Raw genomic sequence first — 24989 nt, forward strand, 5'->3', positions numbered from 1 at the left:
CGAACATGGTGTTTTGCAGCCCAAGTCGGAAAAAGTTCATCCAATTCTGTCCAATTATTTGGCCAATTAATTGGGCGGCTTTGCGCAGTTTCTGCTGTCAGTCATACCCATCCGTCATCGACCGCACGGACAACTAATGCTCGCACAAGGCCTTGATGATGGGCAGGGTGCCACCCCAATAGAGGTTGGCATGGGGCGCTATGGAGGGTTCGGGGAAATCGCTCAGGGTGACGGCCAGGAGGGTGGTTTCGGCTTGCGGTGTCAGGTCGAAGCGGACCGTGGTGTAGTTTTCCGGCAGGTCGGCGAGGCGCGAGGCTGAGAGTGTGCTCCAGTAGGCGTATTGGAAGGTTTTGTCGGCGTCGAAGATTTGGATGATGCCGTGGTTTTCGAAGTCGAGACCGTGAAGCGTGCCGCGCATCAGGATGGGGGCTCCGGGTTGCCAGTCGGAGATGATGGTCAGGGGTTCGTCAGACATCCAGCGGGTGATGAGGTCGGGCGTGGTGAGGACGGCCCAGATGCGGGACGGCCGGGCGTTGATGGGGATGGATTTGGTGATTGCGTCGTGTGTCATGGCTTTTAAATGACCCCTCCGTCACGGACTTTGCGCGAAGACGCGCAAGCGCCGCGCTACCTCCCCACGCAAGCGTAGGGAGGAGAAGGTAGGATGATTCCAGATCTCTTACTAAGATCAAGGGCGCGTTGTGACGCTTAAGTGGCCCCCTCCGTCGCGGACTTCGCCCGAAGGCGGGCGAGCGCCGCGCCACCTCCCCCGTTTCGCACTGCGTGCTCACAAGGGAGGAGAAGGTAGAATGATTCCTGGTGTCGCAAGCAAAAAGAGCGGGTCTTGCGACCCGCTCTTCCTGATAATATGCGGAGATTTTTGCAGGGCTTTGCCCGAAAAAATCATCTCGATATGGAAACTTGGGGAAAAGTACACTGAGGCCAAAGGCCGAAGGACTTTTCCCCAAAGAACTAGAAGTCCATACCGCCCATGCCGCCCATGCCGCCACCGTGGCCGCCGCCCATGGCTTGGGGAGCGTCCTTCTTGGGGGCTTCGGCGACAGCGGCTTCCGTCGTGATCAGGATGCCGGCGACCGAAGCGGCGTCTTGCAGCGCGGTGCGGACAACCTTGGCCGGATCGATGACGCCGTCGGCGACCAGATCGACATATTGTTCGGTCTGGGCGTTGAAGCCGAAAGTGGCCGATTCGTTGGCCAGGACGGCGTTGACGACGACCGAACCTTCGACGCCGGAGTTTTCAGCGATCTGACGCAGCGGCGCCTGGATGGCGCGGCGAACGATGTTGATGCCGGCGGTTTGGTCGGGGTTGGCGCCTTCGAGACCGGCCAGGGCCTTGGTGGCCTTCAGCAGGGCCGTACCGCCGCCCGGGACGATGCCTTCTTCGACGGCAGCGCGCGTGGCGTTGAGCGCGTCGTCGACACGGTCCTTCTTTTCCTTGACTTCGACTTCGGTCGAGCCGCCGACGCGGATGACGGCAACGCCGCCGGCCAGCTTGGCCAGACGTTCTTGCAGCTTTTCCTTGTCGTAGTCCGACGTGGTTTCTTCGATCTGCTTCTTGATCTGACCGATACGCGATTCGATGTCGGCCTTGTCGCCGGCGCCGTCGACGATGGTGGTGTTTTCCTTGGTGATGGTGACCTTCTTGGCGTGGCCGAGCATTTCCAGGGTAACGGTTTCCAGCTTGATGCCGAGGTCTTCGGAGATCACTTCGCCCTTGGTCAGGACGGCGATGTCTTCCAGCATGGCCTTGCGGCGATCGCCGAAGCCAGGGGCCTTGACGGCAGCGACGCGCAGGCCGCCACGCAGGCGGTTGACGACGAGCGTGGCCAGGGCCTCGCCTTCGACGTCTTCAGCGATGATCAGGAGCGGACGGCCCGATTGGACGACGGCTTCGAGGATCGGCAGCATGGGTTGCAGGCTGGAGATCTTCTTGTCGAAGACCAGGATGTAAGGGTCTTCGAGGACCGCTTCCATCTTGTCCGGGTTGGTGATGAAGTAGGGCGACAGGTAGCCGCGGTCGAACTGCATGCCTTCGACGACGTCGAGTTCGGTTTCGGCGGTCTTGGCTTCTTCAACCGTGATGACGCCTTCATTGCCGACCTTTTCCATGGCCTTGGCGATCATTTCACCGACTTCGGTGTCGCCGTTGGCGGAAATGGTGCCGACCTGGGCGATTTCGGCGTTGGTCGTGACCTTCTTGGAGGTCGCCTTGATTTCGGCGACGACGGCGTGGACAGCCTTGTCGATGCCGCGCTTCAGGTCCATCGGGTTCATGCCGGCAGCAACCGACTTCATGCCTTCCTGGACGATGGCCTGGGCCAGGACCGTGGCGGTCGTGGTGCCGTCACCGGCCTTGTCATTGGTCTTGGAGGCGACTTCGCGGATCATCTGCGCGCCCATGTTTTCGAACTTGTCTTCCAGTTCGATTTCCTTGGCGACGGAGACGCCGTCCTTGGTCGAGCGCGGGGCGCCGAAGGACTTGTCGAGGACGACGTTACGACCCTTGGGGCCCAGCGTTACCTTGACGGCATTGGCGAGGATGTTCACGCCGCGCAGCATTTTTTCGCGCGCGTCGGAACCGAACAGAACTTGTTTGGCAGCCATGATATGGATTTCCTAGAATTTCAAATTGTTGAGAGTGGGGTCGCGAAGGCCTGCTTCGCCAAGACGCCCAATTCTTACTTGGTCAGAACGCCAAGCACGTCGGATTCCTTCAGGATCAACAGGTCTTCGCCGTCGATCTTGACTTCCGTGCCGCCCCACTTGCCGAACAGGATGCGGTCGCCGGCCTTGACGTCGAGAGCGACTTGTTCGCCCTTTTCGTTACGGGCGCCGGGGCCGACGGCGACGACTTCGCCTTCCTGCGGCTTTTCCTTGGCGGTGTCGGGGATGATGATGCCACCCTTGGTCTTGGATTCTTCTTCGACTCTCTTGACCAGAACGCGGTCGCCTAACGGGCGAAAGCTCATTGGGTTTTCTCCATTTTGTTTTGAACAGGTGTTGTTAGCACTCAGCAGCAGCGAGTGCTAACGTGCGCCGGAGATAGGCTCGGCGGCCGTCAGAGTCAAGGGAGGGGGTGTCTAAAAAACCGCGAAGCGGCATCATTAGAGGGAAATCCGCCGTCGTTGGCAGCGGCCATGATTTTTCGTGTTTTTCGTGCTTTTCGTGGTCAAAGCCTTTGCGCCGGTGCGGTAGCCCACCAAGTCAAGATTTGGCCACGAAAAGCACGAAAAACACGAAAATTAAGGGTTTTAACGTGGGGAGACGAGGAACTGTTCGATCTTGCCGTCGCTGGTCAGATAGACATTGAGCGCCAGGGTCTTGCCGCCGGCGGTCAGGCGGTAGGTGCGGTGTTCCATGCCGCCGCGGTTGCCGCTGCGGTTGAGGGCGAAGGTTGACGGCGCGCCGAGCGGCCCCAGGCTGTCCTTGAAATCGGCGATCGTCTGCGGCGTCAGATAGGCGTTGAAGTTATCGGTAAAGTCGGCGCGATCGACATTGCCGGCCTGGAGGCCTTCGAAGACAGTTTGCAGGCGGGCGTCGACGCCTTGCGACGGCATCATCAGAAAGGCGATGCGGTCGGCGGCGTCGAAGGCGGCGCTGCCTGACATGGAGTTGGTCAAGACCACGATGGCCAGGCCGTCGTCGGGATAGATGCGGTTCTCGCTGATATAGCCGGCGCCCTCGCCGTCGTGTTCAATGAGCGTGTGGCCGTTGGTCTTGCTGACGAACAGGCCCATGGCATAGCCGGTATCGCGACCGCTGTTGAGCTTGATCGTGTCGAACTCGGTCTTGTACGAGTCGGGCTTGAGCAGGGATTGTTTCAGCAGGCTGATATCCCATTTGGCGACGTCTGCCGCGGTGAGCCCCAGGAAGGCCGAGCCGTAAAGCCAGCCCTTGCCGGCTTCGGGGGTCAGGCGATTGGCGGCGAGCGCGCGGCGTTCGTAGCCCAGAGCATCGGGCGCCACCAGATCCTCAGCCGAGATATCGACGGCGTCGCTGATACCGACGGGTTTCAGGATGCGGTCGTTGACGAAATCGAACAGAGGACGGCCGCTGACCTTTTCGATGATCAGGCCGGCGACGATGTAACCGGTATTGGAATATTGCCAGTCGTCTCCCGGCTGGTAATCGAGCGGCGCACCGGCATAGCGCGCCATGACGGCCTGCGGCGTCGTCGGTTGCGTCATGGGCAACATGACGTAGTCCTGCGGCCAAAAGTCGGAATAGCCCGAAGTGTGGCTGAGCAATTGGCGGACGGTGATCTTGTCGGCCGAGGTCAGTTCGGGGAACCATTTCGAGACGTGGTCGTCGAGCGATAGCTTGCCGTCTTCCACGAGAAGAAGTGCCGCCGCGGCGGTGAACTCCTTGGACACCGAAGCGATCTGGTAACGCGTCGCCGGGGTGGCGGCCAAAGCGCTCGACATGTCCGCCTGGCCGAAGGCTTTGGCGTAGACGATTTCGCCGTCTTTCACCACGGCGACCGAGGCCGACGGCGCGCCACTGGCGGCAATCGCAGCCTGCACGGCGGCGTCGATTTTCGCGCTTTGGGTGGCGTCAAGGGGCGCGGCATGCGCGGCCGTGGTCAGGGAAAAGGCGGCGAGGCCGGCGACGACGAGCTTGAGACGCATGAGGATCCTCGTAAGAGCGGTGACGTGGTCTAGCATGGCGCCGGCGGCCGAGAAAGGGCTCACGACCTATCGAAAAATTACAAATTAGCAACTGAATCGCACGGCAATGCGATAACGAAGCCGGTACCTTCAGCTCCAACCAGTTGTTCAAGGGAGCCAGTCATGGGCAAGTCCGACGCCATCGCGATTTTGAAAGAAGACCACCGCCGGGTGAAGGGGCTGTTCGGTGATTTCGAAAAGGCCGAAACCCAGCGCGAAAAGGCGAAGATCGCCGCGGAAGCCATCATGGAATTGAAAATCCATACCGAGATCGAGGAAAAGATCTTCTATCCCGTGGCCCGCAAGGCGCTCAACAAAGCCCTGGGCAAGAAGGATTCAACCGATATGATGAATGAGGCCGACGAGGAGCACCACGTCGCCAAGCTGTTGATCGCCGAGCTCGACACCATGAAGCCCGGCGACGACCATTGGGAAGCCAAGTTCACCGTCTTGTCCGAGAACATCCTGCACCACGTCAAGGAAGAGGAGGGTGAAATGTTTCCGGAAGTGAAGAAGCTCGACCTTGATCTTGACGCCCTGGGCGCCCAAATGTTGGAGCGTAAGGAAGAGTTGAAGTCTTCCGGCGTACCGACCTTCGCCGAGCAGACCCTGATTGCCGACCACGGCATCGCCGATTCCCCGGCCGACGCCACCCGCGAACTGGCCTGATGCGGAATTCCGGCCCCACCTGTTGATCCGAGTCAAATCCGAGTTCGCGTTATTTCCTTAATCTGAGCCACATTCATCTGAGAGGACACCCCCATGTTATCGACCAAAGCCAAGGCCGCCGCCGACAAGATCAAGTCGTTCAGCGAAGAAGACGCCGCCTCGCTGGCGGAAACCATCAAACACGAAGTCCAGCACGCTACCCACGTGCTGACCGAACGGGCCAAGGAAGCCGAAGCCAAGGTGCGTGCCTTTGCCGACCACGCCGGCGACGATATCAGCCGTTACAGCGGCAAGGCCAAGGCCAAGATCGAGGAAAACCCGGTCCCCGCCACCTTGATCGCGCTCGGTGTCGGCTTCGTCCTGGGCGCCCTGCTGATCCGCGGCCGCGACTAAGCCTCTTACACATCCCGGTAAAGCAAAATGCGTGCAAAGAGCCTTTGCGCGCATTTTGTGTTGCAGGCTGCAAAATCGCGCTCGCAAATATGTCATTTGTGCGTCGAGAAATGTCTGCTACAGTTACGGTTAAGACGGTGCTACCGCGGCTAGGCTGTAGCGCAACCTTATGTGCAGGGCGCGTACGACTATGGAAAGACTTCGAATCTCGCAACTGATCGGGTTGGGCGTTATGCTCAGTCTGGTCGCCGTGCAGATGACGGCGGATGTCGCCAAGCTGAGTGCCGAGATCGCGTCGGCGGTGCGCTTCCTGTTTACGGCCATGACCATGATCATGGTATTCCGCCGCCACCCCAAGGCCCGCGCCGCCATCGAAGCCACGGGCTGGGTCGTTATCGGCAGTATCGGCCTCGATTTTTACCTGCACCACCCAATTCCGCGCGTCGAATTCGCCCAATGTGCCCTGGGCACCCTGCTCCTGCTGTCATCCTTCATGATGCGCCCCGTGCGCCGCCAGCGCTGCGATGTCGGGCAAAAGCCGACCATGACCGGCGGGGCATAAGCCCTCTCGACACCTCCTCTCAATCCATGCCACTTAGCGGCTTGCCGGCGTGCCTGTTTGCGCTGTGAGGAGGATCGTCGATGGGTAAGATGTTGGCCGGACTGGCCATGGTGGCCGCTTTCGGCCTGGCGCCACCGGTTATGGCGGCCGATACTGTTACCTATCCCGCCAACAGTTTGAAGGCCATCGCCCAACCTCTGCAGGGGCGTCTGGCGCTCGGCCGCGCCGATATGACGCCGGACAGTCTGACCATCACCGCACTCAAGGGCAGCGACTTCTACACGCCGGGCGATGGCAGCGCCGCCAGTCTGTCGGCGCCGCTCGTGCTCTTTCCTGTCCACGGCGATTTTATCTTCTCGGCGCGCGTTACCATTGCGCTCGGCGCCGATTTCGACGGCGCGGCCCTGATGGTCTACGCCGACGAGACGCACTGGGGGAAGCTGCTGCTGGAACGCTCGCAACCCGGCATAGACGGCGTGACCTCGACCATCACGGCGCCGCACGGCGACGATGCTTATCACGTCATGCTGGCGCCCGGTCAGCAGGCCATCTATCTCAAGATCACGCGCCAGGGCGACACCTTCGCCTTCTATACGTCCAACGACGGCAGCGCGTGGAGCGTCGCCCGCGACTTTACCCTGGATACAGCCCTGCCGGTCATGGCCGGGTTCGAAGCGCAGTCGCCGCTGGGCAATACGGCCACTGCGCGTTTCGACCAGATCCGGCTTGAGTCCAAAACCCCGACCGATTTCTGGCACGGGGAATGAAAACCATTGTCCGCATGACGTTTGGCTCGCACCTATACGGTACGGCGACGCCTCAATCCGACCTCGACGTCAAGGCCGTCTACCTGCCCGAGGCGCGCGACATCCTGTTGCAGCGGGTCAAGGCGGCCGTCACCGGTCAGCGCGACAAGGCCAGGGGTGAGAAAAACACCGCTGACGATGTCGACTTCGAAGCCTATTCGCCGGCCAAGTTCCTTGAGCTGCTGTCGGAAGGCCAGACCGTGGCGCTCGACATGCTGTTCGCCCCGCCGCAGATGATGTTGGATCCGCCGCACGCCGTGTGGGGCGAGATCAAGGCCCTGGCGCCGCGCCTGTTCAGCCGCAAGACCACGGCCTTTGTCGGCTATTGCCGGCAACAGGCGCGCAAATACGGCGTGAAGGGCGAACGGCTGGCGGCGGTGCGGATGGCGCTGGACGGCCTGATGGCGATCGAGGCGCAATACGGCGCCCAGACCAAGCTGGAGGTGGCTGCCGACGCGGTCGACGCCCTGGCCGCCCGTCACGATCTGTTGGCCGTCGTGCATTTGCCGGAGGGCTCAGGCCACATCGCCACCTATTTCGATATCGCCGGCAAGAAGGCCATCTTTTCGGCCTCGATCAAGAGTGCGCGGGCCATGGTGGAGAACCTTTATAACGAGTTCGGTGCTCGCACCCGCGCCGCCGAGGCCAATGACGGCGTCGACTGGAAGGCCATGTCGCATGCCGTCCGTATTGCCCGTCAGGCGGTGGAGTTCCTGGAAACCGGCGCCGTGACCCTGCCACGGCCAGAAGCGACGCATCTGCTGGCGATCAAGAACGGCGCCCTGCCCTATCAGGCCGTCGGCGAGGAGATCGAAACCTTGTTGGATGCGGTCGAGGCGGCGGCCCTGACGTGCGGTTTGCCGGAGGCACCAGAGCTAGGCGCGGCGGATGATTTTATCGCCGATCTGTATGGCCGCATCGTGCGGGGGCAGTTATGATATTGCAAAGATGGAGCGCTCTTTTGAAGAAAGTCAGTCAGGACATCCGAACCTACAGCGATGAGCCGTTAAGGCTTGGAACTCCAGATTGAGGAAAGTGCCATGATCATCATTTCAGGTCATTTTCATGGGCCCGAATTGAAAGGTTCGCGAATTGACCGCGCCATTTCTACCGCGATGAAGGTGATGAAGCAGGTTCGTGAACCCGAGTTCGGCGGAACGCTAGGTAAGATTCCGCACGTAAATGCTGTCTTTGAGGTCGAGGGCTCTTTAGGGGCGCCCAAATTCAGGGTGGTGGACCTTGGGCCATACAGCCGGAAGGATCAATGCGTGCAAGTTAGAATTGCCGTGACGGCTGCCGATGCCGGTGAAAGAAACCTCAGGGATGTTCTCGTGCTCGGTTTGCGAGGGGCCAATGCCGCAGCGTTCCATTTCTTTGACGACAAAGGAATGAACTTTCCACTGCGCGAGGCGGAGGCGTTGGTAACGCGCGTGGGAGAGAAATTGGAAGACTTCACTTAAGGCGGCTGTCGCAGAGAGTGAATTAGGAACAAAGCAAGGAAATAAAAACCCAGGGGTATACGCCGTGAACCGCTTGCGTCCGATAAATTATCTGACTAAAGTCAGGCAATGGACGCGACACCCATTCAACAGATCCGCCGCTTCAATCGCCTGGTCACCCAGAGGGTCGGCGCGCTTCAGGACAGCTATCTCGGCCGGGGACGGCCCCTGGGTGAGGCGCGGCTGTTGTTCGAGATCGGCGCCGAGGGGGCGGATGTTCGGGCCTTGCGGCAACGGCTGGACCTCGATTCCGGCTATCTCAGCCGGCTGTTGCGGGCGTTGGAAAAGCAGGGCCTGCTGACAGTCGAGACATCGCCACAGGACGGCCGCGTGCGGTTGGCGAAGCTGAGCGAGATGGGCCGCGCCGAGGTTGAGACCTATGACCGGCTGTCGGACGATCTGGCGCAGTCCCTGATCGATCCGCTCGACGACGGCCAGCGCCAACGCCTGGTTGCCGCCATGGCCGAGGTCGAACGGTTGCTGCGCGCCTCGGCCGTCAGCGTGAACATCGAGCCGCCGGACAGCGCCGACGCGCAATGGTGCGTCGGGCAATATCGCCGTGAACTGGATGAGCGCATGAACACCGGCTACGACCCGGCCAAGGCCCAGCCGACCAGCGACGCGGAATTTACCCCGCCGCGCGGCTATTTCGTCATTGCCCGGCTGGAGGGCCGGCCTGTCGCCTGCGGCGCGCTGAAGCGACCGGACCCGACGACCGGCGAGATCAAGCGCGTGTGGACCGATCCGTCGACGCGCGGATTGGGCATTGGCCGCAAGGTGCTCGGCACCCTGGAGAACTTGGCGCGCGAGGCCGGGATGACCAGCGTACGGTTGGACTCTAACCGCGTGTTGACCGAGGCCATGGCCCTGTACACCCGGGCAGGATATGTCGAGGTGCCGGCCTTTAACGACGATCCCTATGCCCAAATCTGGCTGGCCAAAGCGTTGCGCGACTGACGGTACCGTTTGGCCGGTCGGACAGGGTTGCCATCCCGGCGCCGGACTGATATCCATGGCGCCATCTGATAGGAGAATGCCTTTGTTTGCCGTCGCAAAGATCCAGAACTCACCGGCTGCGGCGGTAGAGACGAAGGCGCTTGGCATGATGACCGAGGCCTGAGCCTCCCTATCGCCCGGCCTTAGCGCGCCCGATACCGGCGCACGACTAATGTCGAGACCCACATGATTATCGAACTGAATGCTACTGATTACGACGCGATCCTGAAAGGTATCGCGCCTGGCGATCTGCGCCTTGTCCCCGACAGCGCGATCGCACCTCCGGAGGTTCTGGAGATGTTGGCCGGCCTCGCGGCCACCATCCGCGCCGAATTTTCCCCCTCGGCCTGGATGATGGTGGAGGACGGCGAAATCGTCGGACTTTGCTCCATCGTCAGGCCGCCCCAAGGCGGAGACATCCATATCGGCTATGGCGTTGCACCGACGCGCCAGGGTCGCGGATACACCACGCGGGCCATAGGGCAGGTTCTGGAATGGGGGCGAAACGACCCCCGTGTGGCCCTTATCTCCGCGGAAACCGGGGTCGAAAACATCGCCTCCCAGCGTGTTCTCGAACACAACGGCTTTGTCCGCACGGGTGAGCGGATCGATGCCGAAGACGGGCCAGTGATCTGCTGGCAATCCGTGACGGTTTAAGGCATTGGGTCGAGCCCCAAGGCCATGCGCCTTGGGGCTCGGTCAACCGACAACAAGAGTTTTGACAAGCGTGCCCTGCCGCCGTAATGCCGGATGAAACCACCCACAGCGAGGCATCATTCCATGCGCATGTACCAGGTCGACGCCTTCACCGATCGTCTTTTCAGCGGGAATCCCGCCGCGGTTCTGGTGCTGGACGCCTGGCTGCCGGATCCCCTGATGCTGGCGATCGCGCAGGAGAACAATCTGGCCGAGACGGCTTTTGTCAAGGCGCGCCCCGACGGAGCCTGGGATTTACGTTGGTTCGCCCCGGCGATCGAGGTCGATTTCTGCGGCCATGCGACCCTGGCGACGGCGCATATCCTGTTCACTACAACCGGGGCCGCCTCGCCGCTTATCTTTCATACGCGCGTCGGGGAGTTGCGCGTATCGCAGCAACCGGGCGGGTACCGGCTCGACCTTCCCTGCCTGCCGCCGGAGGTCCTCGACGCCCTGCCGCAGGAGATAGCCGGTGTCTTTACGGCGCCGCCGGTCCATATTTTCCGCAATTTCGAGAACATCTTTGCCGATCTCGGCAGCGCCGATGCCGTGCGCGGTTTCGTCCCCGACCTGGCGGCGATCGCTCGCCTGGGCTCTGTCGGTTTGGTGGTGACCGGCCGGGAAACGGAAGGCGCCAAGGCGGATTTCGTGTCACGCTACTTCGTGCCCGGCGCGGGCATTCCGGAAGATCCGGTGACGGGGTCGATCCATGCCACGCTTGTGCCCTATTGGGCGGCGCGGTTGGGCCGCGACACGCTCACGGCCTATCAGGCGTCGCCACGTGGCGGCTGGCTGGCTTGTGAGTTGAGCCAAGATCGGGTGCTTCTGGGCGGGAATGCCGTGACCTTTATGGAGGCCACGATCAACCTGCCAGAGGCGATTTGACAAAATTGGCCCCTGAGATCGGGTAGGCGGTGGAATCAGGCCGCGCGCATGACCGCGCGATAAAGCCGGCAGCAATTGCGTCCATCGGCCTTGGCGGCGTAAAGGGCGCGGTCGGCCAGGGCGACGAGCGGCGCCAGTTCGGCGTCGGCCGTATAGGTCCAGTGGACGCCGAAACTGGCGGTGACCGGGCCGCATTCGCCGAAATCGAAGTTTTCGATGCAGTCACGCAGCTTCTCGGCGATCTTTTGCGCGCCACGCCGGTCGATATCGGCGCAGACGACGATGAATTCTTCGCCACCCCAGCGCGCGACCATGTCGACGGTGCGCATATTGCGGGCGATAACCGTGGCGAAATCCGCCAGGACCCGGTCTCCGGCGTCGTGGCCATGGGTGTCGTTCAACACCTTGAAATGGTCGATATCGATCAGGATGACGGTCAGGGAATAGGGATTGCGGCGCTCCTTGACCAGGGCGTCGAAGCGTTCGGTCAGGCCGCGGCGATTGAGCAGGCCGGTCAGCGGATCGCGGCGCGCGGCTTCCTGGGCATCATGCAGGGCCAGGGCTGCCAGGGTCTGGCGTTCGCGCAGGGCACGGCGCAGATTGCCGAGACGGTAGCCGAGATAGAGGACGATCATGACGATCCATGTGCCGAGCAGCAGGGAATACCATTGGGCGTCGCTGAGGATCGACTTCACCACCACGATTTCGCGAACGTCGAATTCATGATGGCCAAGCGGTGCTTCAGAGCCCGTTTCGACGATCAGGGAGGTGATGTCGTCGAATTGCGGGCGGCCAAAGGCCGGCGGCAGCTTACGTTTGCGCAGCCACCAGTCGGCAACACCGAAATCGACAGGCACGAACTCGGTGCGTTGCAACTTGCCCGGCGTGGTATCGGCTTCGACGCGCAGGTATTTCGGCGACTCGTCGTCGGCGCGGACGCTGTAATGCGGATCGAAATTCTTGAGGTGGACCCGGAAGGAGGTCGCCGCGCCGCGGTACATCATGGTGATGGCGAAGGAGCGCATATTGGTGAGGTTAAGGCCGCGGGAGCCTTTGTTACGGTCGAGGAACAGCTCGTAACCGCAATAGGGATAAGCATTTCCGCTGCCCAGCTCGCAGCTCCAGTGCAGGGGACCCAGACTCGTGATACGGGTGCCGCCGCCGATATCGCCGTCCGAGAAGACGAGATAATCGCTTTGGGCGGTGGAGGCCGGGGTCAGGCGGATCGTACGTTCGAGAAGCGGCTTTTGCCACAGGACGGCGCCGGCGGTGAGCAACAGCAGGCACAGCAGCACCATTTCGAACTTGATGTTGGCCATCAAGCGCAGGCTGGCGCCGGCAAACGCGGCGATACGGTTATGAAGACCCATTATACGCAAGGCGGTTACTCACCTAACTGACTGCCAAAAAAGCAGGCATGACGGGCTATCATAGGCGAGAAACTTAAGCGGGCCGTGAAGGATTAGCGTTAACGGAAAGTAGCGGTATGGGGCACGATCCCGGCCGGGTGTTGCGTTGCCGCGAATGCGTAACATCAATAGCAATATAATGCCCATCAGGCGCTATGGCTGCGAAAAGAACCTGTCGATTGCATCGGTCGCCTCCCCGATCAGGCGCGGGTCGTCGTAAAAGTCGATCTGACCCCTCGAGGTCAGCCAGAGCTCGGCTTTCGGACCGGGAAGCCGGGCGTAAAAGGCTTCGGCCAGGGCCGGCGCCAGGGCGTTTTTGGAATGGACGACAAGGGATGGCAGGGCCATGTCGGGCGCCAGGATCTGGACGTCGAAATCCAGGGTATAGAGCCGCGACTGGACGGCGAAGCCATTAACGTAATTGGGCACCTGACCGCGCGGCGTGCCGTAATAGTCATAGGCCTCGCGCAGGGGCATGGCGACGTCGCCGAGATCGGCCGCGACGGCCGGAATCGTCTCGGCTTCGCCCGTGGCGTTGAAACGGTCCAGCGCGGCCTGGGCGCGCGCCTTGGCGGCAGTATAGCCCACCCCGAGCCAGGCGCGTGTCTGTTCGCGGTCGCTATAGACGCCCGCGACGCCGGCAAAGCCGCTGAATCGTGGGTCGTGGGCGACAGCCTGGGCCATGTAGCCGCCGCCGGCGCATACGCCCACGCCATAGATCTTGAGCCCGGCAAGGCCGTCCTGTTGCGTGAGGGCGGTGACCGCCGCGGCGATGTCGTCGGCCTTGGCATAGGGGTTCTCGAATTGGCGCGGCAATCCGCCGCTTTCGCCGAAGGTGCGATGGTCGAAGGCCAGGGCGGTATAGCCGCGTTCCGCCATGGCCCGGGCGTAGACACCGGCGGCCTGCTCCTTGACGGAGGTCAGGGGACCGGTGGTCACCACCAGGCCCTTAGAGGCCGATAGGGGCGTGTAGAGATCGCCGACCAGCTCCACGTCGTGGCTGAGAAAAGTAAAACGCGACCGGTTCATGGGGTCTCTCCGCAGTGTCTGTTGGACGTGAATTTGGTGGGCCAGGGACTATTGTTCAAATGGATATTTCGGATTTTACAAGGCTCCCTTATTGGAGGGCGATGGCAATGGCCGCCGGCGGGCTGTTATTCAGGGGTTATGCGGACGCGGCGAGGACCAATGGATGGCAAAATGGCCCGGTTTGGCCGCGACATGCGCGACCTCCAAGGCTCTTATCCCGCCGTGGGTCGGCTTATTCACCCATTTACACCCATTTAGCCGGGTGCGCTGCTCACGTGTAGGGTCTTGAATGGGGCCTGTTGAAGAGCGACTTTGGTTGAGAATTCGCAGTCGCGGCGTCAATTGTCTGAGTTATTTTTGGCGGCCGTCTTGTCGACGCCGTCTCAGCTGTGGTACCAAGCCGTATAGGGAGAAACACATGCAGCAGGGATCGAAATCGCCCGGATTTGTCATTTCCGGACTGGCGTCATGCGTGGCCTTGATGCTGATTTCAGGTGCGGTGCCGGCATTTGCGCTGACTCAGGACGATCCCGTGGGTGGCGCGTCCAAGGGCCTCTCGACCGCGACCTGGACGCCGGACAACGGCAACGGCACCTTCACCAATCCTTTGTTTTATGACGAATTTTCAGATCCGGACCTGATCCGTGTCGGTGACTGGTTCTACCTGACCGGCACCACCATGCACACCATGCCGGGCCTGCCGATCCTGCGTTCGAAGGACCTGGTCAACTGGGAATTCGTCGCCTACGCCATGGACAAGCTCGACCTCGGCCCGGCGTACCGGCTGGAAGACGGCCAAAATATCTACGGCCAGGGTATCTGGGCGCCGTGCTTCCGCTACCATAACGGCAAGTTCTACATCTTCTCGAACGTCAACCACCAGATGACCCAGATGTTCACCGCCACCGATCCGAAGGGGCCATGGACGCGCACGCCGATGAAGCGCAGCTTTCACGACCTGTCCGTCCTGTTCGATGACGATGGCAAGGCCTATGTCGTCTGGGATCACCAGACGATGCACGTGGCCCAACTTACGGACGACCTGACCGACATCGTGCCTGGCACCGAGCGCGTCTTGTTCACTGCCGACGCGGGGATGGGCGAGGGCGCGCATTTCTACAAGATCGACGGCAAGTACTACATCATCAGCGCCGAATATGCCGGCGGCTTTCGCATGCCGGCGGCGCGAGCGGATAACGTACTGGGGCCCTATGAGGTCAATCGATCGATCAGCCTGCATGAGGACTTCGGCATGGCGTCGAGCACGCGCACGGGTGCGCCCAAGCCGCCGTTCACTTTCTGGGGGCCCGACCCCGCCGCCAAACATAGCCTGGCGATGCACCAGGGGGGCATTATCCAAACGCCTGAGGGCGAATGGTGGGGCTTTTCCATGATGGATTTCAATTCTGTCGGCCGCCTGACATCCTTGTCGCCGGTCACCTGGAAGGACGGCTGGCCTTATTTCGGCCTGCCGGGCAATTTGACGCGCACGCCGCGGACCTGGGTGAAACCAAAGACCGCCGCGCCGCAGCCGGTGAGCGTGCCCTATCGCCGCAGCGATGATTTTTCGGCGCCGCAGCTCCAGCCCCTATGGCAGTGGAACCATGTCCCGGTCGACGGCAAGTGGTCGTTGTCGGAGCGGCCGGGCTTCCTGCGGCTTCATGCCCTGCCGGCCACCACCTTCTATGACGCGCGCAATACCCTGACCCAGCGGGCGATCGGGCCGATGTCGATGCCGACCGTCCTGCTGGATGCATCGAACCTGAAGCCAGGCGACACGGCCGGCCTGGGGCTGCTCAATCTGCCCTACGCGACTTTAGGCGTCGAGAAGAGCACCGACGGACTCGAGGTCGTCCTTTATGATCAGCTCCCCGACAAGACGGTGCGGGTGAAGATGACCGGGACGCGCATCTGGCTTCGGGCCGACTGCAATTTTCTCACCGAACGCGCGCGCTTCAGCTATTCGTTCGACGGCGCCACCTTTACCCCGATCGGCGACGAGGTCGCGTTGTACTACCAGACCTTCACCTTCCAGGGCGTTCGCTATGGACTGTTCAACTACAATACTGCCGGCGCCGAGGGCGGTTTTGCCGATTTCGACAGTATCGACATCTATCAGCCGCATACCCACGGCCTGATGCGGCCCATTCCCTATGGCCGGTCGATCCAACTGGCGTCGTACCATGCGACAACGGGTCTGGCAGTCGCCCCCTCGGGCCTGACTTCGGCTGTCCCGACGCGGTTCGAGATCGTCGACCGCAAGTTGGGACGGGTTGCCCTGCGATCGGGCGGGCGCTATGTCACGGTCGGTGCGGATGGAGCGGTGACACTTGTGGCCGGAAAGTCCGGCACGGCGCAGGATTTCCAGTGGATTGAAACGCCGACGGGCGAACTGGTGCTAATGTCATTGGCCACCAACCGCTTTCTGCGCATCGATCCGCAGACCGGGGATATTCGGGCGGACAGTCCCGGGCCCATGCCGGACGATAGCGACGGGACTTGGTTTATCTGGTCGGAATAAGTAGGGCGGATCACGCTGGAACGGGTGGATGTGGCGCCATGGCCTCCGATTATGCCGCCCAGCGCGTGCAATCGTCAACCCTGGATTGGCTGGAGGTCGCTCTGGAGGAACGCGCGCAGCCCATCATCGCGCTCGGTGTGGACCCCGCGTTTCAAGACCTCAGCCGCGAACCGCGGTTTCGCGCCCTGCTGCGCCGGCTCAGGCGTTAAAGCCTGGAGATTACGGCAGCGGTGACATAGAGTAATCCTGTATGTGCTTCCGTGACCGGCGGGTGAGCGATGGCGTAGTGGCGTGGGTGGACGTCCGGCCAATTTAAACGGTTATGAAGGCCTACGGAATAGCCAAAGGTCATTTTACAGGCTTCGAAACGTCGAAGACGACAATCTCGACGGATGACTGCAGGGCGGGCGTCAGGTCGTTTAGCAGCATCATCTGCATGTCTTGCGCGGTTGTTGGTTTGGGCCTTCCATCACGCCTAGCTGGCGCCGCCGATACAGACGTACCGAACCAAATGACGAGATAAATCCCCAACCCACCAGCATCAAGATCAGCGGAATAACCTTGCAACTGAGTTGCCGCTGCCGTCCATACTTCCGGGTGGTAATGCCGCTTCACCTCGATTGGCAGGTTTTTGCCGGCGTGACTGAGCACAAGCATGTCAACCCTTGTGCTGTTCGCGCGCTGAGCTTCGGGAAGCGCTGCCACTACATTGTATTTTTTCAGTCTGTCCCGAAGACGTTCAAGCACGTAATCTCGGCATTCATTTTCAATGAGTGGTTTGGTTGGTGAGCCACATGAATCAGAATTCCAAAAGCGCTTCCATGGAGAGGTGTCAGATGTTCGCAGTTCGGCGTTTAAACGGTTCAACTCTTCTACGACCACTGCGCTAAGATCAGCGGCATTAAGCGGTGGTCCATTTTTCAGTGCTTCGTTCGTCGCCGCTGGCGTCGGATGTTTGAAATCCGCATCTCTTTTGATTCGACTTTTCACAGCCTGCGCATGTCGAATGTAGTTACGCCATCCTGAAAATATTGGATTTTCAACAAGCTGGTCAAGGTACCCGGCTGCCCGTGCACTGGGGTTTTGACCTAAGTCGTCAAGGAGGCGCTGCATCTTCATGGTCGCTCCCATGTTATCGTCACCATCACCGGACGGTACTCCCAATGCCATAGCGTAAAAGTGGCCAAAGGCTAGTCTCGCTGACCTTTTTAATTCTTGCAGCTGCCAAGCCGGAAATTTAGAATAGGTTAGTTTTTTAACAAGTGCTTTGGTTCCGGAAACGCCTAATAAAACGTCGTACACTTGCCAGTAAAGATCGCCGTCACAAGTTCTTGACATAGCGAGGTTGGCCGAAATCTCCAAGGCGGTACGCTTGTCCGCCTTTCCATTAGCAGTCCGTGCTCGGGCAAGAAAATAACGCGTCACGATTGCGGGCGGGGCAGCCCCGGCGATAAGGAAATACTGACTGCTCGCTCTAGTTATATCTTCATCAACTTCACGCCTATCGAGAATAAGATTAAATAATGCGATGCACCGAAAGTGGTCGGCATCCAACCAATCTTTGATGGCCGTCGCTGTCTCCTTCTCGACTCGGCTGTAACGACTTCCGCGTGCATTGGAGATCCATCGGTAAAGTCGTTCCGGTTCTAAATCTGACGACGTCCTTATGGTGCTGGCCAGAGCGTCATCCAGAAATGACGTCATTTCGAATCCGTTGTAGCGCCCCTCATTTTTGTTTCGCCAATCTTTTATGGGTTTATCAAAAAGTTCAGGTCGTGGATTGTTCTCCAAGTTTTTTTGCAACGAATCAAGCCGGCCGACCGTTCTGTCGTCACCGCGCCTTTCAAAGTCTCGCAAGACGTCTTTCAATTCATCCGTTGAAATTTGTTCTGGTTTCAGCCGCGACACGACATCCAACAGTAGCGCCACTCTCGAAAGAGACGCGCTTTCGTTTCTCAATTCCTCAAATACCTCGCGCAACTCTGCTTGGGCGTCGGGAGAGCCATTGAGCCAAGCTTCCAACGCTTTCGACCTTTCCCAATCACCTCGCTGGGGATCAAGCATCAGTCGACGAAGTATGGGACGCAGAGACGGAATCGGGCCACCCTGAATCAATGCCTCAAACACGGTCCATTTTCTGTGACTTGAATCATCTTTTTGAAGAAGGATGAATTTTAAATCATCAGCAAGGTCCTCCTGAGCCAAGCCACCAAATGACGTGGTGCCGCCTTGCGTTGATCTAAAATAGGGATCATCACGCCCCAGGCCTGTAAGAATTTCACGCCTGCAGTCAGGGTTGAAAGCAGAGGCGTCGCCATAAGCCAGCACTGTGAATGCATCATTTTCAATAAGCTTCAATGCACCTGACATATCGCCAAGCTTTGCCAAATGAACTGCAAACCAAGCGTAGAAACCTCTCAGTTCGGTTGGTGGCGCACCATCTGATCCGCTGATTAGGGCCAAGCCACGCGAAAACGGAATCGCGCTACCACTTGCCCCAATGACAAGTTTCGCTAGCGCTCTGCCGGCAAGAAATTCTGCCACCACTTTATGTAGGGGCTCGAAGGTCTCGCCTTCGCCTCGGAAAAGTGGAGTATCCAAAGTATCCCGCAAAACCTTGGATTCTAACTTTAAATCATGAGCGTTAAGGTAGGCAATGCGACCGCCATCACCTTCAGGCGGTATAGCATTTGAGCGAAGTATTGCCGAAGCCCCCGTCATAAGCTGCCGTAGACAGATTTGCTCCGCAGCATCCAGAATCACAGCTGGGGCGGTTCTATAATGGTCGCTTCTGTGCTCGGGGTTTTCCTCATAGGCCAATTCCCGAATGGCACTTTCAAAAAGAGAAAAACGCGAAGTAGGCCAGACGCCCGACTTTGAAACAGCTTTGTGCAATAGTTTGAGAATGAGCGGATTTTCAGTGAAGGCTTCCGCACCCAGCAATCTTGCTTTCTTCAAAAACTGTTTCGGATCAGCTTCGCCGAAACTCGCGAGTAAGAGTTTTGCCTCGTCATATTCGAGCGGCAACAGCTGAATAACAAGAATGTATTGGCCGCCTGTTGTGTCGCTGATGGCAGATATATCGGCCGCTTTTCGCCAATCCTCAGCCCGACAGGAGAGCCGCCAACTGTGCACGGAAGCAGCTTTCATTCCGCTCGCGAGTTTGTGAGCTTTGTCCGCGGCCGCGCCATCCATCCGGTACTCATCGAGCGCATCGATTATAAGAGGCGTCTTTTGAACTTGAGCCTCTTCAGAAACCCTTCGGGCCGTCAGACAATCAACACCGGCGAGCTGAGCCTCATGGAAGAGAACTGATGACTTTCCCATGCCAGGTTCGCCCAGCAAAACATAAAAAGGAACGTCGCGAACATCGCTAATGTGACGGTATACCGCCCGCTGTTCATCGGAACCGTTTATGACCTCGATCCGCCGATCAAGCACAGTAGAAGACGAGCCGACGGCTACCATTTTATCCATTATTTTAGTCTGCCTGTCCGAATCTCCAGTGTTGGAACTTTACGACAAAGATGTACTGACGAACATCACAATCCATGGCCGTGCCCATCGTCCAAGTATTTTTTGTTCACAGTGCTGTTTTTTTTTCGCACGAACATCAAATAAATGCTGGCTTTGGAGAGCAGCTTGTCAATCTCCTCAAGGCTGAATAGCTTAACGGGGATTCAGGGGGGACCATCATGATCAGTCGCAGGCATTTTTCGATCGCCGCCATACTGGCTTGCGCCGGGTGCGGGGCGAGGACGGAGGCGCAAAATACGCCGGCGCAGGCCGCGCCCCTGACCCTGGCCGCGGCGCGAGCGGGATTTCGGACCACTGTAAAGTATGACTCGTCTTTCGGCATTGTCATGCCGCCGGCACCAAAGAATATTTTCAGCACGGTCAGCTATACATCGCCGGTCGGTGAGCTGGGGGCCTATCTGACGCCCGATCCGAAGGACGGAAAACGCCATCCGGCGATCATCTGGCTGAGCGGCAGCGAGAGCAACACCATCGACGAAATGTGGACGCCGCGCGACCGCGGTAACGACCAGTCGGCTGCTGCCTACCGCAAGGCCGGCATTATCATGATGTTGCCGTCCTTGCGCGGCGGCAATAAAAATCCCGGCAAGATCGAAGCCATGTATGGCGAGGTCGACGATATATTGGCGGCGGCGGACTATCTGAGTGCCCTGCCCTATGTCGATCCCAAGCGCATCTTTTTGGGCGGCCACAGCACCGGCGGGACCCTGGTGGCGCTGACGGCGGAGGTGAAGGGGGCGCGGTTTCGGGCGGTGATCGCTTCGGGCGCCGTGGAGGATGTCGCGCTTTATCCGCCGCAGATCATGCCGGTTGATTTTACCAAGCTGCCGCGCGAGGAGCGGGTTTTGCGCGCGCCCATCGCCTGGTTGCCGTCGGTCGAGTGTCATCTGTTTATGGTCGAAGGCGATGGCGGCAATATCGAGTCTTTGCGCGCCATGCGGAAGGTCAACACCAATCCGAATGTTACGTTCGTGGAGGTGCCGAATGCCACGCACTTTACCGTGCTGGCGCCGCTTAATGAGGTGATGGCGCGGAAGATCCTCGCCGATAGTGGTGAAGGCCCGGTGTTCAGTCTTTCGGCTGAGGAGATTACCGCGCAGATGGCGAAGGGTTAGGGGAGACGCCAGCAAGGCACCCCACCACCAACGCGCAAGGGCGCGTTGGTTCCGTTGCTGAGAACGCTGTACGTTCGCGACGCTCCGCCCCGGGCCTCGGCGGCAGCCAAAGCGGGAAGGATCAAGAAAAAACGCTACTCGGCTAAGATGTGTGACTCCGATAGCCGGCAGCCGGGAGGCAGAAGAAAATGGGACACGGTCAGGCTTAAACCAAGCCTGCGCCTGTTGCGATGGCGAGAGCCACACAATGCTTGCAGAACAATTTTTGCCTCGGCGCACATGTGCTGGTCCAGGTTAGGGCGTCGCCGGACATGCGCAACTCTGTTGTCCGCACCTGTGCGCCGGCTTTGGGATTGCCGACCCGGCCACGGATATGAAACTGGCCAAGTTCGAGCAGCTCTACGCCTTTTGCGTCGACGATGTCCCGGCCGAGCCGCAGATTGGATGGCGTTGCCAACCGCTTGATCTGCTCGGGGGATATGAGATTTTGTACGGAAGCCATGGCTCACCTTAATCGACGGCGGAACAGCCTTACCTCACGTCTTTCCAAAAGCTGGCAGTGGTGGGCCTTGTAACGACCGCCAGATCACCCAGTCATCGTTCGCCATTCGCGAGGAAGTGCCTGGCGATGTGAGCGATCGGCGCGCCGACAAACATACAGTGTGCCAGAAGTCCGCTGACGATACCCCAGCCCTCCGGCAGCTTCCAGCTAGCGACAGCCGAGTGCGGCACAATGAGGAAGTTCATGGCGACATAGGCCAGGACTCCGAAGCCGCAGCCGAACAACCAGGGACGCGCAAGCGCCACCGGCACCTTTGTGGCGAAGACGACGAAAACGGCCGCCATGGCCGTGGTGAGGCCGAAATGCACGATCAGGCCCAGAGCCACGGTCGCTGTGCCGCCCGTGAAGGCGGCCTTGCCGATGAGACCGCTGGCGATGAATTGCAATATGCCGGGAACCGTCGCTCCGTGGGGCACGAAGGTCGCAAAGGCAGACAAGATATCGAGGCTGCCAGCCGTCAAACCACCCAACAGGATTGCCCAGAAGACGCGCATTGTCGTTCACTCCCAAAATTGTCAATGACTAGTCATGGTCCCCCGGTTTTATCCGGCAGCGGCCGTACGCCAGGCGCGCCAGGCCTGGCGCGGGAGGGTTTCGGCCATGACCCAGGCGACGCCGACCAGGGCCAGGTTGGTGGCGTTTTCGCCCCACTCGAAGTGGCTGGCGGGGTCGGCCAACAGCATGGGTATATGGACCAGGGGCTGGAAGGCGGCAAACATGATGGTCAGCAGGATCGCGGCCAGGCGCGCCTGAAAACCCGTCAGGATGGCAATGCCGGCCAGGATATGGGCGACGCCTGTGGCGCAGGCCCAGAAGGTCTGGGACGGCGGCAGCCAGGCGGGAACAAAGGGCGTGGTCAGGGTGAGATAGACGAAATGGGCGCCGCCGAAAACGAGCGCGCAGACTCCGAAGGTCAGTTGCGTGATGCGGGTCAGGCGCGCTGCCAGGGCGGCATCTATGGCTGCGTTGGCGGCGAAGACGATCAGGGCGCCGCAAGCGATGGCGAGCTGGATGGCGACGCCTTCGTAGACGCCGTAGACTTTGAATTGAGCGATCAGTCCCGGGCCGTCCATCAGGATCACGATAATGACGGCGAAATAGGCGGCGATGGCGGCGGCGCCCCAGGCCGTGGTTCGGCGCCACAGGATGGCTGCGGCGGAGATGAAGATAAAGGCGCCGGCCAGGTAGGCGAGTATGGTTCTGTACGGCAAGGTGGCGGGGACAGGTTGGCCGTTGACGAAATCGCCCCAGGTCAGAGTCAGGGCTCCGAGCGCCATGACCCCCAGGGCGAGGACGTATTTGCCGTAGGCTGTGGGCGTTGCGCGGGTGGCGTTTTCGGTGCTCATCTTGTTAGTCCCCTGAGTTCGCTGACAGAAAGACGCCCCACCACCGCATCTAGAAAGCTACGCTTTCGTCGTGCGGTCCCCCTCCCCGGCAAGCGGGGAGGATCAAGATTGGGGTGTTAAATATGCGATCTTAGGGCTATTGGTGGTTCTCAAAAGATCCAATAATATGGATATTTATGGAACCACTGCTGCAGATCCTGTCAGGTCTCGATGACGCGCCGCCGCGGCGGCTGGCGCATACCCTGTACAGCCTGGTGGTGCAGGCGGTTGTGGATGGGCGGCTGGCTCAGGGTTTGCGGCTGCCGTCGTCGCGGGAACTGGCGCACGGCCTCGGCGTGTCGCGCAACACGGTGATCGATGTCTATGACCGCCTGGCCAATGAGGGCTATGCAGTGGCACGGCAAGGTCGCGGCTTTTTCATTACCCACGCCGGGCAAAATCCCCGGCCGCGGAGTGCGGTGATGGCCGGCGTGCGTTATGGGCGCCATGTCGTTGAGAGATGGCAGGGGGTCGAACAGCAGGACCTGTCGCGGGACGGCGTCGTTTTCGATCTTTTCCCCGGTGTGCCGGATACGCGCTCCTTTCCGGCGGAGGTATGGCGCCGGTTGTGCGCGCGGGCGGCACGAAACCATCGCTTCGGCGAAGAGGCCTATGCCGAGACTCAAGGGCGCGAAGGCCTGCGCCGGGCGATCGCCAAGCATGTGTCGCTGACGCGGGCGGTGTCGTGCGCGGCGGCCGATGTGGTGGTCACCGCGGGGACGCAAGGGGCGATCGACCTGCTGTGCCGCGTCCTGGTCACGCCCGGTGAAACGACGGTGGCGATCGAGGAACCGGGCTATGTCTTTGCGCGGCAGGCCTTTGAGATGGCGGGGGCGAAGGTCGTGCCGGTACCGGTCGATGCAGAGGGCTTGGTGGTCGCGCGCATTCCCGATGAGGTCGACCTGATTTTCGTGGCGCCATCGCATCAGTTCCCGCTGGGTCATGTCATGTCGCCGGCGCGGCGGCGGGAGTTGATCGCGTTTGCAGCGGCCAGGGGCGCGCTCATCCTGGAAGACGATTACCAGGCGGAGTTTCCGGTCGACGGCAAGCCGGCGGACGCCTTGCAGTCGCTGGATGGCGATGAAACGGTGTTTTACATCGGCACCTTCTCCAAGTGCATGTTCCCGGAGTTGCGGCTGGGCTTTATTGTGCCGCCGCGATGGGCGCTGGCGCCGCTGCTCGCTGCCAAGCAGTTGAGCTTGCATGAGAACCCGTGGCTGGAACAGGACGCGTTGGCGGCCTTTATCAGCGAGGGGCATCTGGCGCGGCATATCCGCAAGATGCGCGATGTCTATTCTGCCAAACGCGACGCCATGGTGCGCGCCCTGCGGCGGTCGTGCGGACCGTGGATCGGCGATATTACGGTCGATGGCGTCGCTTATCTGACGGTGCGGCTGCGGGCGGATAAGAACGCGAGGACCGTGGCGGGTGCGTGCCGGGCTAGGGGGCTGCGGATCATGCCACTGAGCGTGCATTATGCCGGCAAGGCCGATATCAACGGCTTTGTCATCGGGTTGGGGCGGATTGCGTCCGGCCACATCGATGCGGCGGTCGCAGTTTTGGCGGCTTGCCTGGCGGAGCAAGACATAGCGGACAGACGGATAGAGATGCGGGGATGAGCGCGGAAAGGCACGTTGGGCTTGGGCTGCGCGGGCAAAAGGGCGGAGCGGTGGTGGTGGCCGTGGCAGTCGAGAATGGCCAGCCGCGGGTGGTGTTGTCGCGGTGGCTGGCGACCCATGCGGAGGGCGATCGGTTGACTTTGGAACCCTATGGCGTGGCGGCCGAGATGGTGACGGCGGAAGGTGAAGACGCGGCCGCGCTTGTGGCTGAAGGGCGCCGGCGCCAGGATCAGCTGGCGGCGCAGGGTTTGAAGAGTATCGTCGGGGAGCTCTCGGCGTTTGGTCCGGTTGTCGCGGGCTTGCTGGTCAATCGCTCCGGCTGGATCACTGATCTTCTCAGCTATAGCCTGGCGTGGGCCGAACATGTGCCGGTGGCCGAAGGATTGGCCGTGCGGGAGGCTTTGCGGTTCGGGATCAAGGCGTGCGGCATCGGGAGCGTTGAGCTGGACGAAAAGTCGCTGATGGATGTGGCGGCGGAGAGGCTTGGCATGGCACCGGCCGGGATCGAGGCGCAGTTAAAGGCGCTTGGTGTGAGCGCCGGGAAGCCGTGGCGGAAAGAACAGAAGCTGGCCTGTCTGGCGGCGTGGCTCGCAATTGCCGGGTGGTAACCTTTGGCGA

The 24989-nt window shown here is 60.4% G+C and carries 24 protein-coding genes; 14 read left to right on the forward strand and 10 right to left on the reverse strand.

What is annotated here, in order from left to right:
- Window positions 1-133 precede the first annotated feature (133 nt).
- The 4 genes from AC1DX3_RS05330 to AC1DX3_RS05345 all read right to left on the reverse strand — a co-directional run bounded on the left by AC1DX3_RS05330 (window position 134) and on the right by AC1DX3_RS05345 (window position 4649).
- Complete coding sequence (locus tag AC1DX3_RS05330; protein WP_476988209.1) at window positions 134-571, reverse strand: SRPBCC family protein; 438 nt, start codon at window positions 569-571, stop codon at window positions 134-136.
- Between the two features lie 401 nt (window positions 572-972).
- Complete coding sequence (gene groL, locus AC1DX3_RS05335) at window positions 973-2625, reverse strand: chaperonin GroEL (protein WP_476988210.1); 1653 nt, start codon at window positions 2623-2625, stop codon at window positions 973-975.
- Window positions 2626-2699: 74 nt separating this feature from the next.
- Window positions 2700-2990: a co-chaperone GroES gene (gene groES / locus AC1DX3_RS05340; protein ID WP_476988211.1), complete on the reverse strand. Its 291-nt coding sequence runs from the start codon at window positions 2988-2990 to the stop codon at window positions 2700-2702.
- A gap of 282 nt (window positions 2991-3272) precedes the next feature.
- Window positions 3273-4649 (reverse strand): serine hydrolase domain-containing protein, encoded by a 1377-nt coding sequence (locus AC1DX3_RS05345; RefSeq protein ID WP_476988212.1) that lies wholly within the window; start codon window positions 4647-4649, stop codon window positions 3273-3275.
- Window positions 4650-4811: 162 nt separating this feature from the next.
- On the opposite strand from AC1DX3_RS05345, the gene AC1DX3_RS05350 reads away from it, so the two are divergent.
- The 9 genes from AC1DX3_RS05350 to AC1DX3_RS05390 all read left to right on the forward strand — a co-directional run bounded on the left by AC1DX3_RS05350 (window position 4812) and on the right by AC1DX3_RS05390 (window position 11194).
- Window positions 4812-5357, forward strand: a complete 546-nt coding sequence (locus tag AC1DX3_RS05350) for a hemerythrin domain-containing protein (protein ID WP_476988213.1) — start codon at window positions 4812-4814, stop codon at window positions 5355-5357.
- 93 nt (window positions 5358-5450) lie between these two features.
- On the forward strand, window positions 5451-5750 hold the full coding sequence (locus tag AC1DX3_RS05355; RefSeq protein WP_476988214.1) for a hypothetical protein: 300 nt from the start codon (window positions 5451-5453) through the stop codon (window positions 5748-5750).
- Window positions 5751-5940: 190 nt separating this feature from the next.
- Window positions 5941-6312 (forward strand): hypothetical protein, encoded by a 372-nt coding sequence (locus tag AC1DX3_RS05360; RefSeq protein WP_476988215.1) that lies wholly within the window; start codon window positions 5941-5943, stop codon window positions 6310-6312.
- A gap of 80 nt (window positions 6313-6392) precedes the next feature.
- Entirely contained in the window at window positions 6393-7079 is a 687-nt protein-coding gene (locus AC1DX3_RS05365; RefSeq protein WP_476988216.1) for a DUF1349 domain-containing protein, read from the forward strand.
- Window positions 7076-8056, forward strand: coding sequence for a DNA polymerase beta superfamily protein (locus tag AC1DX3_RS05370; RefSeq protein WP_476988217.1), 981 nt, complete (start codon window positions 7076-7078; stop codon window positions 8054-8056). Before AC1DX3_RS05365 ends, AC1DX3_RS05370 begins: the two co-directional genes overlap by 4 nt.
- A 102-nt stretch (window positions 8057-8158) precedes the next feature.
- Window positions 8159-8578 (forward strand): hypothetical protein, encoded by a 420-nt coding sequence (locus tag AC1DX3_RS05375; protein ID WP_476988218.1) that lies wholly within the window; start codon window positions 8159-8161, stop codon window positions 8576-8578.
- Window positions 8579-8686: 108 nt separating this feature from the next.
- Window positions 8687-9574, forward strand: coding sequence for a bifunctional helix-turn-helix transcriptional regulator/GNAT family N-acetyltransferase (locus AC1DX3_RS05380; protein ID WP_476988219.1), 888 nt, complete (start codon window positions 8687-8689; stop codon window positions 9572-9574).
- Between the two features lie 225 nt (window positions 9575-9799).
- Window positions 9800-10270, forward strand: coding sequence for a GNAT family N-acetyltransferase (locus tag AC1DX3_RS05385; RefSeq protein ID WP_476988220.1), 471 nt, complete (start codon window positions 9800-9802; stop codon window positions 10268-10270).
- A gap of 123 nt (window positions 10271-10393) precedes the next feature.
- Entirely contained in the window at window positions 10394-11194 is an 801-nt protein-coding gene (locus AC1DX3_RS05390; RefSeq protein ID WP_476988221.1) for a PhzF family phenazine biosynthesis protein, read from the forward strand.
- A gap of 35 nt (window positions 11195-11229) precedes the next feature.
- Here the strand turns inward: AC1DX3_RS05390 and AC1DX3_RS05395 are convergent, their stop codons facing one another.
- Both AC1DX3_RS05395 and AC1DX3_RS05400 read right to left on the reverse strand, forming a co-directional pair.
- Window positions 11230-12564 (reverse strand): GGDEF domain-containing protein, encoded by a 1335-nt coding sequence (locus AC1DX3_RS05395; RefSeq protein WP_476988948.1) that lies wholly within the window; start codon window positions 12562-12564, stop codon window positions 11230-11232.
- 192 nt (window positions 12565-12756) lie between these two features.
- The gene (locus AC1DX3_RS05400; RefSeq protein ID WP_476988222.1) at window positions 12757-13632 is read right to left on the reverse strand and encodes an alpha/beta hydrolase; all 876 of its coding nucleotides are present in this window, start codon (window positions 13630-13632) and stop codon (window positions 12757-12759) included.
- A gap of 418 nt (window positions 13633-14050) precedes the next feature.
- On the opposite strand from AC1DX3_RS05400, the gene AC1DX3_RS05405 reads away from it, so the two are divergent.
- A complete protein-coding gene (locus AC1DX3_RS05405) occupies window positions 14051-16153 on the forward strand; it encodes a family 43 glycosylhydrolase (protein ID WP_476988223.1) in 2103 nt (700 codons plus the stop codon).
- Window positions 16154-16191: 38 nt separating this feature from the next.
- A complete protein-coding gene (locus AC1DX3_RS05410; RefSeq protein WP_476988224.1) occupies window positions 16192-16362 on the forward strand; it encodes a hypothetical protein in 171 nt (56 codons plus the stop codon).
- A gap of 139 nt (window positions 16363-16501) precedes the next feature.
- On the opposite strand, the gene AC1DX3_RS05415 is transcribed toward AC1DX3_RS05410, so the two are convergent.
- Window positions 16502-19630: an NACHT domain-containing protein gene (locus tag AC1DX3_RS05415; protein ID WP_476988225.1), complete on the reverse strand. Its 3129-nt coding sequence runs from the start codon at window positions 19628-19630 to the stop codon at window positions 16502-16504.
- 218 nt (window positions 19631-19848) lie between these two features.
- Between AC1DX3_RS05415 and AC1DX3_RS05420 the strand changes: the two genes are divergently transcribed.
- Complete coding sequence (locus AC1DX3_RS05420) at window positions 19849-20805, forward strand: alpha/beta hydrolase family protein (protein ID WP_476988226.1); 957 nt, start codon at window positions 19849-19851, stop codon at window positions 20803-20805.
- A 205-nt stretch (window positions 20806-21010) separates the two neighbouring features.
- Here AC1DX3_RS05420 and AC1DX3_RS05425 read toward each other — a convergent pair whose 3' ends face one another.
- From AC1DX3_RS05425 to AC1DX3_RS05435, 3 genes are all read right to left on the reverse strand, one after another.
- Window positions 21011-21307 carry a hypothetical protein gene (locus AC1DX3_RS05425; RefSeq protein WP_476988227.1) on the reverse strand — a complete coding sequence of 99 codons (297 nt, stop codon included), beginning with the start codon at window positions 21305-21307 and terminating at the stop codon, window positions 21011-21013.
- A gap of 92 nt (window positions 21308-21399) precedes the next feature.
- The gene (locus tag AC1DX3_RS05430; RefSeq protein WP_476988228.1) at window positions 21400-21861 is read right to left on the reverse strand and encodes a hypothetical protein; all 462 of its coding nucleotides are present in this window, start codon (window positions 21859-21861) and stop codon (window positions 21400-21402) included.
- A gap of 48 nt (window positions 21862-21909) precedes the next feature.
- Window positions 21910-22713 carry a DoxX family membrane protein gene (locus tag AC1DX3_RS05435; RefSeq protein ID WP_476988229.1) on the reverse strand — a complete coding sequence of 268 codons (804 nt, stop codon included), beginning with the start codon at window positions 22711-22713 and terminating at the stop codon, window positions 21910-21912.
- Between the two features lie 176 nt (window positions 22714-22889).
- Here AC1DX3_RS05435 and pdxR point away from each other — a divergent pair, with 176 nt between their 5' ends.
- Together pdxR and AC1DX3_RS05445 are read left to right on the forward strand one after the other, a co-directional pair.
- Window positions 22890-24371: a MocR-like pyridoxine biosynthesis transcription factor PdxR gene (gene pdxR / locus AC1DX3_RS05440; RefSeq protein ID WP_476988230.1), complete on the forward strand. Its 1482-nt coding sequence runs from the start codon at window positions 22890-22892 to the stop codon at window positions 24369-24371.
- A complete protein-coding gene (locus AC1DX3_RS05445) occupies window positions 24368-24979 on the forward strand; it encodes a hypothetical protein (RefSeq protein ID WP_476988231.1) in 612 nt (203 codons plus the stop codon). Before pdxR ends, AC1DX3_RS05445 begins: the two co-directional genes overlap by 4 nt.
- The last annotated feature ends 10 nt before the right edge of the window (window positions 24980-24989 follow it).

The organism is Asticcacaulis sp. P2_B1, assembly GCF_056404915.1.

Excerpts from the sequence above, each read along its gene's own strand:
- AC1DX3_RS05365 (WP_476988216.1), top strand. The coding sequence starts at position 6,393 with ATGGGTAAGATGTTGGCCGGACTGGCCATGGTGGCCGCTTTCGGCCTG.
- AC1DX3_RS05425 (WP_476988227.1), bottom strand. The coding sequence starts at position 21,307 with ATGGCTTCCGTACAAAATCTCATATCCCCCGAGCAGATCAAGCGGTTG.
- AC1DX3_RS05435 (WP_476988229.1), bottom strand. The coding sequence starts at position 22,713 with ATGAGCACCGAAAACGCCACCCGCGCAACGCCCACAGCCTACGGCAAA.
- AC1DX3_RS05355 (WP_476988214.1), top strand. The coding sequence starts at position 5,451 with ATGTTATCGACCAAAGCCAAGGCCGCCGCCGACAAGATCAAGTCGTTC.
- AC1DX3_RS05420 (WP_476988226.1), top strand. The coding sequence starts at position 19,849 with ATGATCAGTCGCAGGCATTTTTCGATCGCCGCCATACTGGCTTGCGCC.
- AC1DX3_RS05390 (WP_476988221.1), top strand. The coding sequence starts at position 10,394 with ATGCGCATGTACCAGGTCGACGCCTTCACCGATCGTCTTTTCAGCGGG.
- AC1DX3_RS05350 (WP_476988213.1), top strand. The coding sequence starts at position 4,812 with ATGGGCAAGTCCGACGCCATCGCGATTTTGAAAGAAGACCACCGCCGG.
- AC1DX3_RS05360 (WP_476988215.1), top strand. The coding sequence starts at position 5,941 with ATGGAAAGACTTCGAATCTCGCAACTGATCGGGTTGGGCGTTATGCTC.
- AC1DX3_RS05400 (WP_476988222.1), bottom strand. The coding sequence starts at position 13,632 with ATGAACCGGTCGCGTTTTACTTTTCTCAGCCACGACGTGGAGCTGGTC.
- AC1DX3_RS05345 (WP_476988212.1), bottom strand. The coding sequence starts at position 4,649 with ATGCGTCTCAAGCTCGTCGTCGCCGGCCTCGCCGCCTTTTCCCTGACC.
- AC1DX3_RS05375 (WP_476988218.1), top strand. The coding sequence starts at position 8,159 with ATGATCATCATTTCAGGTCATTTTCATGGGCCCGAATTGAAAGGTTCG.
- AC1DX3_RS05415 (WP_476988225.1), bottom strand. The coding sequence starts at position 19,630 with ATGGATAAAATGGTAGCCGTCGGCTCGTCTTCTACTGTGCTTGATCGG.
- AC1DX3_RS05430 (WP_476988228.1), bottom strand. The coding sequence starts at position 21,861 with ATGCGCGTCTTCTGGGCAATCCTGTTGGGTGGTTTGACGGCTGGCAGC.
- pdxR (WP_476988230.1), top strand. The coding sequence starts at position 22,890 with ATGGAACCACTGCTGCAGATCCTGTCAGGTCTCGATGACGCGCCGCCG.
- groL (WP_476988210.1), bottom strand. The coding sequence starts at position 2,625 with ATGGCTGCCAAACAAGTTCTGTTCGGTTCCGACGCGCGCGAAAAAATG.
- AC1DX3_RS05380 (WP_476988219.1), top strand. The coding sequence starts at position 8,687 with ATGGACGCGACACCCATTCAACAGATCCGCCGCTTCAATCGCCTGGTC.
- AC1DX3_RS05385 (WP_476988220.1), top strand. The coding sequence starts at position 9,800 with ATGATTATCGAACTGAATGCTACTGATTACGACGCGATCCTGAAAGGT.
- AC1DX3_RS05330 (WP_476988209.1), bottom strand. The coding sequence starts at position 571 with ATGACACACGACGCAATCACCAAATCCATCCCCATCAACGCCCGGCCG.
- groES (WP_476988211.1), bottom strand. The coding sequence starts at position 2,990 with ATGAGCTTTCGCCCGTTAGGCGACCGCGTTCTGGTCAAGAGAGTCGAA.
- AC1DX3_RS05370 (WP_476988217.1), top strand. The coding sequence starts at position 7,076 with ATGAAAACCATTGTCCGCATGACGTTTGGCTCGCACCTATACGGTACG.
- AC1DX3_RS05445 (WP_476988231.1), top strand. The coding sequence starts at position 24,368 with ATGAGCGCGGAAAGGCACGTTGGGCTTGGGCTGCGCGGGCAAAAGGGC.
- AC1DX3_RS05395 (WP_476988948.1), bottom strand. The coding sequence starts at position 12,564 with ATGGGTCTTCATAACCGTATCGCCGCGTTTGCCGGCGCCAGCCTGCGC.
- AC1DX3_RS05405 (WP_476988223.1), top strand. The coding sequence starts at position 14,051 with ATGCAGCAGGGATCGAAATCGCCCGGATTTGTCATTTCCGGACTGGCG.
- AC1DX3_RS05410 (WP_476988224.1), top strand. The coding sequence starts at position 16,192 with ATGGCCTCCGATTATGCCGCCCAGCGCGTGCAATCGTCAACCCTGGAT.